The organism is Streptomyces sp. NPDC050617 (assembly GCF_040654795.1).
In the GTDB taxonomy this organism is placed as follows: domain Bacteria; phylum Actinomycetota; class Actinomycetes; order Streptomycetales; family Streptomycetaceae; genus Streptomyces.
In genome coordinates this window covers 142,177-156,824 of record NZ_JBFAIS010000002.1, presented here as the reverse complement: position 1 = coordinate 156,824, position 14,648 = coordinate 142,177, and the positions used below count along the sequence as shown (strand labels likewise).

General features: G+C 75.2%; 8 protein-coding genes. 3 read left to right on the top strand and 5 right to left on the bottom strand.

Annotation, left to right across the window (positions count from 1 at the left end; all coding sequences use genetic code 11):
* Window positions 1-97: 97 nt before the first annotated feature.
* The gene (locus AB0I49_RS03225) at window positions 98-2,785 is read right to left on the bottom strand and encodes an FtsX-like permease family protein (RefSeq protein WP_363225085.1); all 2,688 of its coding nucleotides are present in this window, start codon (window positions 2,783-2,785) and stop codon (window positions 98-100) included.
* A 456-nt stretch (window positions 2,786-3,241) separates the two neighbouring features.
* Here AB0I49_RS03225 and AB0I49_RS03220 point away from each other — a divergent pair, with 456 nt between their 5' ends.
* Both AB0I49_RS03220 and AB0I49_RS03215 read left to right on the top strand, forming a co-directional pair.
* Window positions 3,242-6,592, top strand: coding sequence for a BTAD domain-containing putative transcriptional regulator (locus AB0I49_RS03220; protein WP_363225084.1), 3,351 nt, complete (start codon window positions 3,242-3,244; stop codon window positions 6,590-6,592).
* Between the two features lie 272 nt (window positions 6,593-6,864).
* The gene (locus tag AB0I49_RS03215) at window positions 6,865-8,730 is read left to right on the top strand and encodes a BTAD domain-containing putative transcriptional regulator (protein WP_363225083.1); all 1,866 of its coding nucleotides are present in this window, start codon (window positions 6,865-6,867) and stop codon (window positions 8,728-8,730) included.
* Here AB0I49_RS03215 and AB0I49_RS03210 read toward each other — a convergent pair.
* The 3 genes from AB0I49_RS03210 to AB0I49_RS03200 all read right to left on the bottom strand — a co-directional run bounded on the left by AB0I49_RS03210 (window position 8,619) and on the right by AB0I49_RS03200 (window position 12,983).
* Window positions 8,619-9,536 carry a thioesterase domain-containing protein gene (locus tag AB0I49_RS03210; protein WP_363225082.1) on the bottom strand — a complete coding sequence of 306 codons (918 nt, stop codon included), beginning with the start codon at window positions 9,534-9,536 and terminating at the stop codon, window positions 8,619-8,621. The genes AB0I49_RS03215 and AB0I49_RS03210 overlap by 112 nt on opposite strands.
* A gap of 181 nt (window positions 9,537-9,717) precedes the next feature.
* Window positions 9,718-12,252, bottom strand: a complete 2,535-nt coding sequence (locus tag AB0I49_RS03205) for an ABC transporter permease (RefSeq protein ID WP_363225081.1) — start codon at window positions 12,250-12,252, stop codon at window positions 9,718-9,720.
* Window positions 12,246-12,983 (bottom strand): ABC transporter ATP-binding protein, encoded by a 738-nt coding sequence (locus tag AB0I49_RS03200; protein ID WP_363225079.1) that lies wholly within the window; start codon window positions 12,981-12,983, stop codon window positions 12,246-12,248. Before AB0I49_RS03200 ends, AB0I49_RS03205 begins: the two co-directional genes overlap by 7 nt.
* Before the next feature lie 176 nt (window positions 12,984-13,159).
* Between AB0I49_RS03200 and AB0I49_RS03195 the strand changes: the two genes are divergently transcribed.
* Window positions 13,160-14,491, top strand: a complete 1,332-nt coding sequence (locus AB0I49_RS03195; RefSeq protein ID WP_363225078.1) for a sensor domain-containing protein — start codon at window positions 13,160-13,162, stop codon at window positions 14,489-14,491.
* Here the strand turns inward: AB0I49_RS03195 and AB0I49_RS03190 are convergent.
* The gene (locus AB0I49_RS03190) at window positions 14,478-14,642 is read right to left on the bottom strand and encodes a hypothetical protein (protein ID WP_363225077.1); all 165 of its coding nucleotides are present in this window, start codon (window positions 14,640-14,642) and stop codon (window positions 14,478-14,480) included. The genes AB0I49_RS03195 and AB0I49_RS03190 overlap by 14 nt on opposite strands.
* Window positions 14,643-14,648: the final 6 nt, after the last annotated feature.

Genomic DNA, 14,648 nt, shown 5'->3' with positions numbered 1-14,648 from the left:
GCCGTGCCCGTTTGTTTTACGGGCCGCCTGGCCTCGGGCCGTACGCGCTGCCCATCGCGTTTGCCTAGGTACGCCCGTACGTACCCCCGTCCGCCCCTCAGCCCCCCGTAGCCGTCATCCGTACCGCCGGTGTCCGCAGCGTGTACCAGGCCGGGGCCACCGTGGCCAGCAGCGCGATCACCGCGCAGGCCGCCGCGATGCCCGCGACCGGGCCGGCCGGGATCACCACCGGGGCGCCGCTGACGATCTGCCGCAGCGCGATCCACAGCCCGCCCAGGCTGAGCGCCGCGACCCCCGCCGCCAGCACCACGCCGACCGTGACCACCAGCAGCGCCTCGGCCGCCACCACCCGCAGCACCTGGGCCGGGGTCAGCCCGGACAGCCGCAGCAGGGCGAGTTCGCGGGCGCGGTGGCGGGTGGACATGACCAGGGTGTTGGCGATGGCGACGCCGGTGTAGAGGACGGCGATGCCGCCGATGACGAGCAGCGCGAGCCGGGTCTCCTCCGCCTTGCGGGCGTCCACGCGCGCCGTCCACTGCCCGATCGGCACCGCCTTGGCGAACCCGTCGCGGGCCGCCGCCGCCACCGCGCCGCGGGCCGCCGCCGGGTCGGCGCCGGGCCGCAGCTTGACGTAGACCGCGTCGGGCAGCCGCGTACCGGCGTAGCGGGGGCTCACGAACACGCCGCTGTCGCCGAGGCCGGTCTTGACGACGGCCGCCACGCGCAGCGAGACCTCGCGGCCGTCGGCGAGCCAGATCTTGACCTTGTCGCCGACGGAGCGGTTCCAGGACTCGTCGACGACGATCGTGCTGTCGCCGAAGTCCGTGAGTTTTCCGGAGACCACCGGGAGTTTCATCACGGCGGCCAGCGCGGACGGGGTGACGGCCCGCGCCGGGTAGGGCAGCAGCGGGGCGCCGGCCGGGTAGAGGAGCGAGTCGGCGCCGGGGACGGTGAAGACCGTCGTCGGCGTGGTGGCCGCCGCGTCCACGCCGGGCACCGCGCGGACCCGGTCCACGTTGGCGCGGCTGAGGCCCGGCGCGTGGAGCGGGACGACGGCCATGTCGGCGGCGCGCACCTGGTGTTCGACCTCTGTGGAACGGGCCGTCTGGATGGAACCCGAGGTGCTCCACAGCGAGCAGGCCAGCCCCACCGTGATGAGGACCGGCGCGGCCGTGGCGGCGGTGCGGCGGATCGAGGTCAGGGTGGCGGCCCGTACGAGCATGGTGCCCGCGCCGCGGCTGCGGGCGAGCGGGGCGGTGACGAGCCGGGCGATGAGGGGGATGACCACCGGCGAGAGCAGCGCGAAGGCGAGGATCAGCGCCGGGGCGACCATGGCGGTGAGCCCGGCCCAGTACAGCGGCGGCAGCAGGGGCGCGCCGACCAGCAGCCCGATGCCGCAGACCAGGGCGGTCAGCCCGAACAGCCAGCGGCCCAGGGTCATGGCCTTGCGCTCGGCCTCGCTGTCGTGGAGCGCCTCCAGCGGCCGGACCCGGCCCGCGCGGAAGGCCGAGACGGCGGCGCCGAGCCAGGCGAGGAGCACCCCGAGCGCGAAGGCGGCGAGGACGAGCAGGACCGACAGCCAGGACGGCGAGACGGAGAACCACTCCGGCGCGATGCCGTGCCCGGCCAGCCAGTCGGCCAGCAGCGGCCCGCCGAGGACGCTCAGGGCGCAGCCGGCGGCGGAGGCGGCGATGCCGACGATCTTCGCCTCGCTGAGCACCAGCCGCCGCACCTGGCGGGGCGTGGCGCCGGCCAGCCGCAGCAGGGCGAGTTCGCGGCGGCGCTGGACGACGGAGTAGGAGAAGGTCGAGGCGATGACGAAGACGGAGACGAAGGCGGCGACGCCGGCGGCCATGCCGAGCAGGCTGCTGACGCCGACGAGGGCCTCGGAGTCCTCCTTGGCGCGCGGGTCGGCGTCGCGCCGGCCGTCCCCGGTGAGGACCTGGGCCTTGCCGCCGACGGCCGCGCGCACCGCGTCGGCGCGGCCGTACGAGGCGAGCGCGTCGACGCGCGGGGAGAGCCGGGCGGCCTCCCGCTCGCTGAAGAAGAGCGCGTGCTCGAAGGAGACCGGGGCCGTGACGCCGGAGACGGTGTAGGTGCGCGCCCGCTCGGGCGTCAGCACGGTCACCTTGTCGCCGGGCTTGGCGGTGCCGAAGCCGCCGACGACGATCTCGTCGTCGGCGGCGGGCGGGCGCCCGGCGGTCAGCCGGTAGGGGGCGAGGGCCGCCGACGGCCAGGCGTGGCCGATCTGCTGGTCGGGGCCGCCGGCGAGCTGGGCGGGGAAGCTGCGGTCCAGTACGGTGCGGCCGGCCGTACGGGCCTTCGCCACGAGCGCGTCGGACAGGCCGCGCGGCTCCTCCAGGGGTTCCTTGTTCCGGCCGCCCCAGGGGTCGGGCACGGTGAGGTCGGGCTCGCCGCGTACGACCACGGGGGCGGCGGCGAACCGGCCGGGCCCGCGGTCGGGGGTGGTGGCGGTCGCGGCGAGCACGAGGCCCATGGCGGAGAGCAGGGCCACCCCGAGCATGAGCGCGACGAACGGCCCGACGAAGGCGCCCCACCGGGTGCGCAGGGTGTGCCAGGCGAGGTTCAGCATGCCCGCCTTCTCGGCCTTGGCCGCCTTCCCCTTCCCGGTCGCCTTGCCTTTTCCGGTCGCCCTTCCCTTCTTGTTCGCCCGGCTCGCTCTGCCTGCCCCGCCTGTCCCGCCCGTCTCGGCCGGGCGGCCGGGCGGCTGCGGGCCGCTCGCCGGGGGGACCAGTCGCAGGCCGGTCGGCTCTTCGTCGCTCATGGTCCAAGCCAATCGGGCCGACGGTCCGCGCACAGTGGCTCAGGACCGAGTCTTGGGGGTATGCCAGGCCCTACCTTTCGCCGCCGCCGGTCCGGCCGTCCGGGGCGGGCGGGGGCGGTCAGGTCCAGTCCTGATTGTCGGTGTTGTCAGTATTGTCGGCGTAACCGGCGGTGTGGGTCGTGTCTGCGATGTCCGTGACATCCGTGATGTTCGTTCGCTGCGCGGGCATGTCGGCGGCCTTTCTCGCTTCGGTTGGTAACGGTCGGTACTGTCAGCCGTCACCATAGAAAGCGGTTCCTTCGCCGCTTTATCGTTCCGTTTTCATTTGGCGGCCGTCGCCGAGAAGCGCTCGGGCAGCGGGTAGGTGTACTGGACGCCTTGTTTTTGCCAAACCTTGAATCTTCCGTTCGGGCTGTGCCGCCGTTTCTGTCCGCTGTTTCTGTCCGTGCATCTGGAATGGGAGCATTCCGGTTAGGTGCATGGTCTAGGAAATTATTCTTCCCCTGGGTCTGGTGCGCACGTAAGGTCTGGGCGAGTGGAGCCGGGCGGGGGCCGAGCGCTGCGCGCTGCCCTCCGTGTCGGCTTCAGGTCGTACGGGGGAGGGGAACAGTGGGCAGTGAGCCGGGCACGACTCTCGACATCAGACTTCTGGGACCGCTGTCGGTAACCGGCGGCGGGAAACCCGTGCCGATTGGTGGCCCGCGGCAACGAACGATATTCGTCATGCTGGTGCTGGCCATGGGCGCGGTCGTGCCCGTCGACGCTTTGGTGGAGGAGGTCTGGGAAGGGAAGCCGCCGACCACGGCGAGAACGCAGGTCGCGATCTGCGTTGCGCGATTGCGCAAGATTTTCCGGGGCGCCGGAATGCCCGGCGACGTGATTATCACCGAACACCCCGGCTACCGATTCCTCGCCGAGGGGCACCGCGTCGACGCGATGGAGTTCACGTCCCTGGTCGAGCGGGCGGAGCGGACCGCCCGCGCCCACGACATCGGGGCCGCGGTCGAGCTCCTCGAACGGGGGCTCGCCCTCTGGCAGGGCGGCGCGGCGGCCGGGGTCGGCGGCCGCACCGTCGAGGACGAGGCGGCCCAACTGGAGGAGCGCCGGCTCGTCGCGTACGAGAACTGCGCCGCCTTCCGTCTGCGGCTCGGCCATCACCAGGCCGTCCCCGGCGAGCTGGCCGCCCTGGTCCGCGACCACCCGCTGCGCGAGGGGCTGCGGCTCCAGCTGATGCTGGCCCAGCATCGGGCCGGGCAGCGGGCGGAGGCGCTGGAGACGTTCCGCGAGGGGCGCCGCCAGCTCGTCGCCGAGCTGGGGCTCGAACCGGGCCCGGCGCTCCAGGAACTGCACCACGCGATCCTGCGCGGCGCCAAGAGCCCGGCGCCCCAGCCGCCCGCCGCGACCGCCGTCCCCGGCGCCGGGGACGATGCCGGAGGCGCGCCGCGCGCCCGGCCGCACACCCGGCCCGCCCAACTCCCGCGCGACGTCGCCGCGTTCACCGGGCGGGAAGCGGAGACGGCGGCGCTCGGCCCGTTACGGCGCAGACCCTCGACGGCGGGCGGGCCCTCGGTCGGCTTCATCACCGGTCCCGCCGGCGTCGGCAAGACCTGCGTCGCGGTCCACTGGGCGCACTCGGTGGCCGCCGACTTCCCGGACGGCGTGCTCTTCGCCGACCTCACCGGATACGACGGGCGACAGGGCGGGCAGCCGGGCGAGCAGCCGAGCGGACGGCAGGACGACCAGTCGAGCGGGCGGCAAGACGGGCAGACGGGGGGCGGACAGTCGAGCGGGCCGCAAGGCGAGCAGGTGCGGGGCGGGCCGCAAGGTGAGCAGTCGGGCGGGCGGCCTGGACCGCTGCGCCCCGAGGACGTGCTCGGACAGTTCCTGCGCGCGCTCGGCGTGCCCGGCCAGGAGATCCCCGTCGACGTGCAGGAGCGCGCCTCGCTGTACCGCTCCCTGCTCGCCGGCCGCCGGGTGCTGGTGGTCCTCGACAACGTTTCCTCCTTCGCCCAGGTCCGGCCCCTGCTGCCCGGCAGCGGCCGCTCCGCCACGCTGGTGACCAGCCGCGAATCCCTCGGCGAGCTCATGGCCGACCACGGCGTCGTCACCGTCCCGGTGTCGCTGCTCGACCGCGCCGAGGCCGTCCGGCTCCTGGACCGGCTGGTCGGCGACGGGCGGGTACGGGCCGACGCGGCGGCGGGCGCCGAACTCGCCGACCTGTGCGACCGGCTGCCGCTCGCCCTGTGCATCGCCGCCGCCCGCCTCGCCTCCAAGCCGCACTGGACGGTCCGCCGCCTCGTCGAACTCCTCGCCAACGAACGCCGCCGGCTCGACGAACTCAGCTACGGCGAGCTGGAGGTGCGCACCGGCTTCCAGCTCAGCTACCGCTATCTGGAACGCGACGCCGCGCAGATGTACCGCCGGCTCGGCCTGCTGGACCTGCCCGACTTCACGAGCTGGGTGGGCGCCGCCCTCCTGGACATCGGCGTGCCCCATGCGGAGCGGCTCATCGAGCGACTCGTGGACGTACAGCTCCTGGAGGTCGTCGGGACCGACGCCACGGGCGCGCTCCGCTACCGCTTCCAGAGCCTGCTGCGCCTGTACGCCCGTGAACGCGCCTGCTCCGGAGAGCCGCCCGCCGCCCAACGGGCCGCCCTGGAACGGGTGTTCCGCACCTGGCTGACCCTCGCCGAGGAGGCGCACCGGCGCGAGTACGGCGGCGACTACGCCATCCTGCACGCCACCGCGCCCCGCCGGCCGCCCGGCTCCGGCGTGCTCGACGCGCTGCTGCGCTCGCCCCTGGACTGGTTCGAGACCGAGCGGCGCTCCCTGACTGCCGCGATCGAGCAGGCCGGCCGGCTCGGCATGGACGAGATCGCCTGGGGCCTGGTCAGCTGCGCCTCCGTGCTCTTCGAGACCCGCAACTACCTCTGCGACTGGCGGACTTCGGCGTACAGCGCGCTCACCGCCGCCCGGCGGGCCGGCAACCGGCGCGGCGAGGCCGTGATGCTCTACGAACTGGGCTCCACCGAGCTGTTCCAGCAGCGCTACCAGGAGGCCGTGTCCTACTTCTCCGAGGCGCTCGCCGCGTTCGTACGGACCGGGGAGCGGCACGGCCGGGCGCTCGTGCTGCGCAACCTGGCCATCATCGACCGCGTGCGGGGGGACCTGGACGCGGCCGGCGAGCGGCTCACCGACGCGCTGGCCACCTTCCGCGCCATGGGCGACGACTCCGCCCGGTCCCACGCGCTGCGCAACCTCGCCCAGATCGACCTGGAGCTCGGCCGGCCGGGCGCGGCGCAGCGCCGGGCGCGCGAGGCGGTGCGGGTCGCCGAGGCGATCGGCGAGACGCGGGCCCTGGCGCAGGCGCTCAACACCCTGGCCGGGGCCTACCGGAGCCAGGGGCGGCTGGACGAGTCCGAGCTGTGCTCCCGCGAGGTGCTGCGGATCGTCCGGGAGAAGCACGACGCGCTCGGCGAGGCGCACGCGCTCCTGGGCATCGGCGAGAGCCGGCTGGCGGCGGGGGCGTTCGACGAGGCGCGGGCCGTGCTGGACGAGGCGGCGGCGGTCGCGTCGCGTACGCAGAATCCTTTCGTACTGGCTCGTATCCATCTGGCGCAGGGGTGTGTCCGCGCCGAGTCGCACGACGTGGCGGACGCGCGCCGTCACTATGGGCGGGCCGGTGCGCTCTTCCAGGGGCTGGGGTCCTCGCTGTGGACGCGCCGGGCGGCGGAGGGACTGGCGGCGCTGGAGTCCTCGCCCGAGGCGGGGGCGCCGTTGGCGGTGGCCGACGGGGGCTCCGCCTGAGCGTTTCGGCAGGGGGCGGGCGAGCTCTCCCGCCCCCGACCCGCCCCCCGACCCCGCCCCCGCCCCCGGCCCTGACCCCCGCGCCCTCATCGCATATCGGCCACCGCATATCGGCCTGATAAGGCCCCGAAACTCCCGCGCGCTACTGTCCCCAGCGGCGACCACCGAATCGGCGTGAATTCCGGGTGGTCCTACGGGCCTTGACCGGTGCACCGACCGGCGCCGGGCGGCGGCTCATTCAGTTTCGCTCTTTCGCTTATACGGGGTGGCAAATGGAATTCCGCGTTCTGGGACCGCTCAGCGTGGCGCTCGACGGCGTCGAGATCCCCCTCGACGGGGAGAAGCAGCGCACCATGCTCGCCGCGCTCCTGCTCGCGAGGGGCCGCATGATGCCGGATTCCCGGCTCAGCACACTGCTCTGGGGGCTGCGGCCGCCGGCCACCGTCACCTCGCAGATCTACACGTACATATCCCGGCTCCGGAAACGGCTCGGCCCCGGCGTGGAACTCCGGCGGCGCCACCCCGGATATGTCCTCGACACCCGCACCGCCCGCTTCGACCTCACCGAATTCGAGCAGCGGGCGGCGCTCGGCCACGGCGACCTCGCGGCCGGGCAGTACGAGAGCGCGGCGGCCCGGCTGCGGTCCGCGCTGGACCTGTGGCACGGGCCCGCGCTCTCCAATGTCGCCGAATTCCTGGAGAGCGCCGAACTGCCCGCCCTGGAGGAGGCGCGGATGTCCGCGCTGGAGGGGCGCATCGAGGCCGACCTCGAACTCGGCCGGCACGCCCGGCTGGTCCCCGAACTCACCCGTCTCGTCGCCGACTTCCCGCTCCGCGAGCAGCTGCGGGCGCAGCTGATGAGCGCCCTGTACCGGTGCGCGCGGCAGGCCGACGCGCTCGCCGTGCACCAGGAGGGGCGGCGGCTGCTCCGCGAGGAGCTGGGCATCGATCCGGGGCCGGTGCTGCGCGAGACGTACCAGTCCATCCTGACGGGCGGCCTCGCGCCCGTACCGCCGCGGCGGCCCGGCCCGCGCGGTCCCGTCACCGTCGGCGAGCGGGCGCCGGCCGTGCCCGCCATGCTGCCGGCCGCCGCCCCCGACTTCACCGGCCGCGACGAACACCTCGCCGACATCGTCTCCGTGCTGCGCCCCGCGGCGGGCGGCGCTCCCCGCCGCCATCAGCGGATCGTGGTCACCGGCATGCCCGGCGCCGGGAAGTCCGCGCTGGCGGTGCGGGCGGGCGCGCTGAGCCGGGCCGCGTTCCCCGGCGGGCAGCTCTACGCCGACCTCGCCGCGGAGCGCGGGCCCGCGGACGTACTCGCCGCCTTCCTGCGGGCCCTCGGCCACGCGCCCGGCGACATCCCCGCCGCCCTGACCGAGCGGACCCGCCTCTACCGCGCGGCCCTCGCCGAGCGGTCCGCGCTCGTCGTGCTCGACAACCTCGACGGGGCCGCCGCCGACGCGTACCTGCGGGCCCTGCTGCCCGGTGCGGGGCCGTGCCGCGCCGTGATCACCAGCCGTGGCCCGCTCACCGCGCTGGAGGGGACCCATGTGGTGCGGCTCGGGCCGTTCGCCGCCGCCGAGGCGCTCGGCCTGCTGGCCGCCGTCGCCGGGGCGGAGCGCGTCGCGCGGGAACCGGAGGCCGCGCTGCGCATCGTGGAGAGCTGCGGGCTGCTGCCGCTCGCCGTGCGGGTGTGCGGCGGCCGGCTCCTCGCCCAGCCGCACCGGCGGCTCGACGCGTTCGCCGACCGGCTCGCCGACCCGGCCCGCCGCCTGGACGAACTGCGCCTGGGCGGCCTCGATGTGCGGGCCGCGCTGCGCTCCGCCTGGCGGGGGCTCGGCGCGGAGGCCCGGCGGGCGTGCGCGGCGGTGGCCGCCCTCGGCACGCCGGACATCTCGGCGCCCGCCGTCGCCGCCCTGCTCGGGACCTCGCCGGACGAGGCCGAGCAGGCGCTGGGCGCGGTCGTCGAGAGCCGCCTCCTGGACGTCGGCTCCGTGGACGGCGACGGGCGGCTGCGCTACCGGGTTCACCCGCTCGTACAGCTGTCGCTCCTGGAGCAGTCCCGCGCACAGTCCTCCGCCCGGCCCTCGGCCCGGCTCTCCGCGCGCCCACCGCTCGGCGAGGCCGTCGCCGCCTGATCGGTCTGCGTCGGCTGGAGGGGGACGTACGGCAGCGGCAGGGCGGCCGCGATCTCGTCGAGGACGGCCGCCCGCCACGGCTCCAGGTAGAAGTGCCCGCCGGGGAAGACGAGATGGTCGAAGCCGCCGCGGGTCAGCTCCGCCCAGGCCAGTACGTCCGCGAGCGGGGTGAGCGGGTCGCGGTCGCCGGTGAACGCGGTGATCGGGGCCCGTACGCGCGTCAGCTGGGCGCGGGTCGGCCGGTAGCCCGCGGCGAGTTCGTAGTCCCCGCGCAGCGACGGCAGCAGCAGGGCGGCGAGTTCCGGGTCGTCGAGCAGGTGCGCGTTGGCCGCGCCCAGCCGGCGGGTGTGCGCCATCAGCCGCGCGTCGTCCAGGGCGGCCGGTGCGGTGGCCGTCGCCAGGTGGGCGGGGCCGGTGCCGGAGACGAAGAGCCGTACGGGCCCGACGCCGTGGCGCAGCTCCAGCCGCGCCGTCACCTCGTGCGCGACCTTCGCCCCGAGGCTGTGGCCGAACAGCGCCAACGGCGTGTCCAGGAACGGCTGGAGCGCCTGCACGATGCGGTCGCACAGCTGCGGCATCGAGGTGATGCACGGTTCCCGGAACCGGTCCTGCCGCCCCGGGTAGCGGGCCGCCAGGACCTCGACGTCGAGCGGCAGGCCGCCCTGCCAGTCGCGGAAGAGGCTGGCCGCGCCCCCGGCGTGCGGGAAGCAGACCAGCCGCAGCCGCGCCGCGTCCGCGCGGGCGTGCCTGCGGAACCAGCGGTGGCCGTCCGCCGGGGCGGACGCGGGCCGGGAGTGTGCCGTCATGTTCTCCTCCGGACCGTCGGGTCTCCTCGAAGACGCCATGTCTGTCTCCTCCTGGCCGCCGTGAACGGGGCCGGTGAACGGGGCCGGTGAGCGGGGCTGGGGACGGGACTGGGAACGGGGACGTGAACGGAGCTGCGAACGGGTCCGTCGGCGGCGGCCGGTGTCGTGCGGCCGCGCCCGGCTATTCGCGCACCCCCGCGAGCTCGATCGGCCGGGCCCGCAGCGCGAGCCGGGCCGCGACCGCGGTGCCCAGCAGCGCGGCGGCGCCGCAGGCCGCGGTGATCGCCCCGAGCGGCAGCCACGGCACGACGACCGGACTGCCGCCCACCAGATACCCCAGCGCCGCGTCGAGGCCCGTGAGCGTCAGCACCGCGACCCCGGCGGCCAGGGCCACGCCCACCGCGACGACCGTCAGCGTCTCGCCCGCGATCGCCCGCAGCACCTGCCGCCGGGTGGCGCCCGAGAGGCGCAGCATCGCCATCTCCCGGCCGCGCGCCGTGGTGGCCATGACGAGGGTGTTGACGATCGACAGGCCGGTGTAGACGAGGGCGACGGCCAGCACCGTGGCGGCGTTCAGCCAACTGTGCGCGGCTTGGGCGCTGTTGACGGCGTCGGCCCAGTCGGCGTTGGAGACTGCCCGCGCGCCGAGGCCCCGGCCGGCCCGGCGCAGCCCCGCCGCCACGGCCGCCGGGTCCGCGTCCGGCCGCACCTTCACGTCGATGCGGCTGACGAGCGCGGCGCCCTGGTGGGCGGGGGTCAGGAACGCCGCGTGGCCGCCGACGCCGCTCTTGACGACGGCGGCGACGGTGAGGGTGGCCGGGGCGCCGTCGGGCAGGAACAGCCGGACCTTGTCGCCCGCCTTCTTCCCCCACTCCTCGTCGACGACGATGCTGTCGTCGCGCAGCGCGTTCAGGTCCCCCGAGACGACCGGCAGGTGGAAGACGGAGCCGATGTCGCCGGGGTCGACGATCTGCGCGGTGTACTGGACCAGGTTCGCGCCGGGCTGCGGCCCGAAGACGTTCACGGAGGTGACGGGCGCGCTGCGGGTGCCGGGCACCTCCCGTACCCGCTGGACGGCCTGCTGGCTGAGGCCCGTCGTGCCGTGCGGCACGACGGTGAAGTCGGCGCTCGTGGAGTGCCTCAGCTCGGTGGCGCGGGCCGCGTCCAGGGTGCTGACGGAGCCGAGTACGGCGGCGGCCAGACCCACGGTGACCAGGACCGGGGTCGCGGTGGCGGCGGTGCGGCGGGCGGCGCTCAGCGCGTTCTGCCGCACCAGCAGCACGGTCGCGCCGCGCGTGAAGAACGTCAGCGGCCCGGTCACCAGGCGCACCAGCGGCTTCGACAGGGCGGGCGCGAGCAGCGCGAGGGCGACGACCAGCACCCCGGCGACGACCTCGCCCGCCGCCACCGTGATCAGCGGGTTGATGAGCGGTGTGAGGACGACCAGGAGCACGCCGAGCAGCAGCGCCGCGAGGCCGCACGCCCAGCGCCAGGCGGCCATCGACTCGCGATCGACCGCCGCTTCCTGAAGCGCCTCCAGGGGCCGTACGCGCCCGGCCCGCCAGCACGCGACGCCCGCGCCGCACGCCGCCACCAGCACCCCGGCGACGAACGCCCCGACGACCGCGAGCACGGCGTACCCGGAGAACGACACGTGGTACCAACTCGGCGCCTGGCCACGGGAGATCAGCCACTTCGCGAGCAGCGGACCGCCGGGCACGCCCAGCAGCGCGCCGAGCCCGGACGCCGCCGTCCCGACGAGGACGGCCTCGGTGAGGACCATCGCGCGCACCTGGCGCGGCGTCGCCCCGGCCGTGCGCATCAGGGCCAGTTCGCGGCGGCGCTGGGTGACGGAGAAGGCGAAGGTGGAGGCCACCACGAAGACCGATACGAACGCGGCGAGGCCCCCGGCCACCCCCAGCAGCCCGTCGACCGAGCGCAGCGCCGCCTCGTCCTCGGCCTTGGCGGCGTCCGCGTCGTGCCGGTCGTCGCCGGTCAGGACCTGTACGCCGGAAGTCACGGGGGAGTGGTCGGCGCCGACCCTGCCCACGGTCGCCGAGGAGGCGCCGCCGACCGCGTGCCGTACGGCGTCGGGGTCGGCGTGCGAGACGAGGGCGTCGACGCGCGGCGAGAGGCGGGCGGCCTCGGCGTCGGAGAAGAAGACGGCCTGCTCGAAGGCGACGGGCGCGGTGACGCCGGACACCGTGTACGTGGCCGCGCCGCGCGCGGTGAGGACGCTCGTACGGTGGCCGACGAGGGCGGGGTCGCCGCCGCCGACGACGATCTCGCCCTTGTCGGCGGGGGCCCTGCCCGCGGTGAGCCGGTACGGGGTGAAGGCGGCGGCGGACCAGGCGTGCCCGACCGGGTGGCCGCCGTCCTTCGCCCGTACGCCGGCGAGCTGCGCGTAGAAGGTCCGGTCGACGGTGGTCCGACCGGTCCCCTCGACCTTCGCGACCAGCTGCGGCGGGAGTCCGGGGGAATCCGTCAGCGGCAGGCGGTCGGTGTAGCCGCGGCTGACCACCGACAGTTCGCCGGCGGGCCGGACCACGACGGGGGCCGCCGCGTAGCGCAGCGGCCGGTCCCCCGAGCTGTTCGCGGAGCCCGTCATCGTCACGCCGACGGTGGCCAGCAGGCCGACCCCGAGCAGCAGCCCGAGGAACGTGCCGGCGAACCCGGCCCACCGGCTGCGCAGCGTGTCGAGGGCGATGCTCAGCATCGCGCCGTTTCCATATGGGTCATCCGGGCCGCCACCTCCGCGGCCGTCGGCCCTTCGAGGCGGCCCGCGATCCGGCCGTCCTCCAGGAAGATCACCTGGTGCGCGTACGAGGCGGCCACCGGGTCGTGCGTGACCATCACGATGGTCAGCCCGTCGTCGACCATGTCCCGCAGCATCGCGAGGAGCTCGCGGGAGTTGCTGGTGTCCAGCGCGCCGGTGGGCTCGTCGGCGAAGAGCACCTGCGGGCGGGCGATCAGGGCGCGGGCGATGGCCACGCGCTGCTGCTGGCCGCCGGAGAGCTCGCCGGGCCGGTGCCGGGCGCGCTCGCCGAGCCCGACCGCCGCCAGCACGTCCTGGATCTCGGTGCCGCCGGGCCTGCGGCCGGCCAGCCGCAGCGGGAGGGAGACGTTCTGCTCGGCCGTGAGCGAGGGGAGGAGGTTGAAGGACTGGAACACGAAGCCGATACGGTCGCGGCGGAGCAGGGTCAGCGCGGTCTCGTTCAGCCCGGTCAGGTCCGTGCCGGCGAGCACCACCCGGCCGCCGGTGGGCCGGTCGAGGCCGGCCGCGCACTGCAGCAGCGTCGACTTGCCCGACCCGGAGGGGCCCATGACGGCGGTGAACGACCCTTTGGGGATGGAGAGGGTCACGTTGTCGAGGGCGGTGACCGAGTTCGGCTTGGTGCCGTAGCTCCTCGACACGGAGAAGAGCTGTACCGGTTCGTTGGCGTCCATGGGTATCAGGAAACCGGCGGGGGGCCGGTCGCCGCACTACCGCAGGGACGAGTCTTGGGGGTATGGCAGGCACTACTGACCTGCTGGACCATCCCGCGAGGGGTAGGGCGGGCACTACCGCGTTACGGGGGCAGGACCGCGGGACGGAGTACGCGGCCGTCCGTATCGTTTCCGCAATGGAGCGGGAGCAGGGGGCGGCGGGCGGCGCGCGGGACGGGCAGCCGGGGGTGTGGCGGGCGCTGCGCCGCCGGGGCTATCTGTGCTCGGGGTGGCCGTGGCGGTCGGCCGTGTACCTGGCGACGGGGGCGGTGTGCGGCGCGGGCGCGTTCGGGCTGCTCTTAGCCCTCGTCCTGGTCGGAACGGTGCTGTCCGTGCTGCTGATCGGCGTTCCGCTGCTCGCCGCGATCTGCCTGGCCGGCGTGCCGATGGGGGCGGTGGAACGGCACCGGGTCCGGCTGCTGGGCGGCCCGGCCGTCCGCGATCCGCACCCGGCGGCGGAGCGCCCCGGCTTTGTGGCGTGGGCCCGGACCCGGCTCGGCGAACCCGTCACCTGGCGGGAGCTGGGCTACCTCTTCGTCTTCTGCCTGCTGCTGTGGCCCGTGGACCTGGCGGCGCTCGGCCTCGGCCTGCTGCTGCCCGTAGGGGTGCTGTACGAGGCGGGGACGGTGGCGGCGGGCGTCAACGGGCATGTGCAGCTGCTGCCGGGCTGGCACATCGCCTCCCTGCCGCAGGCGGCGGCCACCGGGCTGCTCGGGCTGGTGTGGCTGCCCGCCGGGGGCTATCTGATGGGCGTGGTGGCGGGGGGCCGCGCGGCGCTGACGCGGATGGTGCTGGGGCGGCGGGAAGCGGAGTTCTCGCAGCGGCTGCTGGAGGTCAGCCGGTCGCGGGCGCGGCTGGTGGACGCCTTCGAGGCGGAGCGCCGGCGCATCGAACGCGATCTGCACGACGGGGCGCAGCAGCGGCTGGTGGCGCTCACGATGCTGCTGGGGCTGGCCGGGATGTCCGAGGGCGAGGAGGCCGCCGGGCTGATCGCGAAGGCCCAGGACCAGGCGGGCCTGGCCCTGGAGGAGCTGCGCGAGCTGATCCAGGGCATCCACCCGCAGGTGCTCACCGACCGGGGCCTGCCGAGCGCGGTGCACGACGTCGCGGACCGGTCGCCGGTCCCGGTGGACGTCGAATTCGCCCTGCCGGGCCGGCTGCCGGAGGCGGTGGAGTCCACCGCGTACTTCGCGGTCTGCGAGGTGCTGGCGAATGTCGCCAAGCACAGCGGGGCGCGGCGGGCGGAGGTGCGCGGGGAGCTGGCGGGCGACTGCCTGGTGGTGCAGATCCGCGACAACGGGAAGGGCGGCGCGGACACGGCCAAGGGCACGGGGCTGCTGGGGCTCGCGGACCGGCTGGCGGTGATGGACGGCCGGCTGCTGATCTCCAGCCCGGTGGGCGGGCCGACGCTCGTACGGCTGGAGATACCGGCGGAGGCGGTGGATTCCCCGGGCCCTACACGGTCTTGAGCAGCGCGGATGACGGCCGGGGCGCGGGCGGCAGCGCCGGGCGCTCCGTACCGGGGACCTGGAGCGCCTGGACCACGAGGGCGGCGAACTGGCGCGAGGCGGCGAACCGGCGGGAGGCGGAGCCCCGGTTGGCCTCCGGCACGACGTGCACGACGTG

Excerpts from the sequence above, each read along its gene's own strand:
- AB0I49_RS03210 (WP_363225082.1), bottom strand. The coding sequence starts at position 9,536 with ATGACGGCACACTCCCGGCCCGCGTCCGCCCCGGCGGACGGCCACCGC.
- AB0I49_RS03215 (WP_363225083.1), top strand. The coding sequence starts at position 6,865 with ATGGAATTCCGCGTTCTGGGACCGCTCAGCGTGGCGCTCGACGGCGTC.
- AB0I49_RS03205 (WP_363225081.1), bottom strand. The coding sequence starts at position 12,252 with ATGCTGAGCATCGCCCTCGACACGCTGCGCAGCCGGTGGGCCGGGTTC.
- AB0I49_RS03200 (WP_363225079.1), bottom strand. The coding sequence starts at position 12,983 with ATGGACGCCAACGAACCGGTACAGCTCTTCTCCGTGTCGAGGAGCTAC.
- AB0I49_RS03225 (WP_363225085.1), bottom strand. The coding sequence starts at position 2,785 with ATGAGCGACGAAGAGCCGACCGGCCTGCGACTGGTCCCCCCGGCGAGC.
- AB0I49_RS03220 (WP_363225084.1), top strand. The coding sequence starts at position 3,242 with ATGGGAGCATTCCGGTTAGGTGCATGGTCTAGGAAATTATTCTTCCCC.
- AB0I49_RS03195 (WP_363225078.1), top strand. The coding sequence starts at position 13,160 with ATGGAGCGGGAGCAGGGGGCGGCGGGCGGCGCGCGGGACGGGCAGCCG.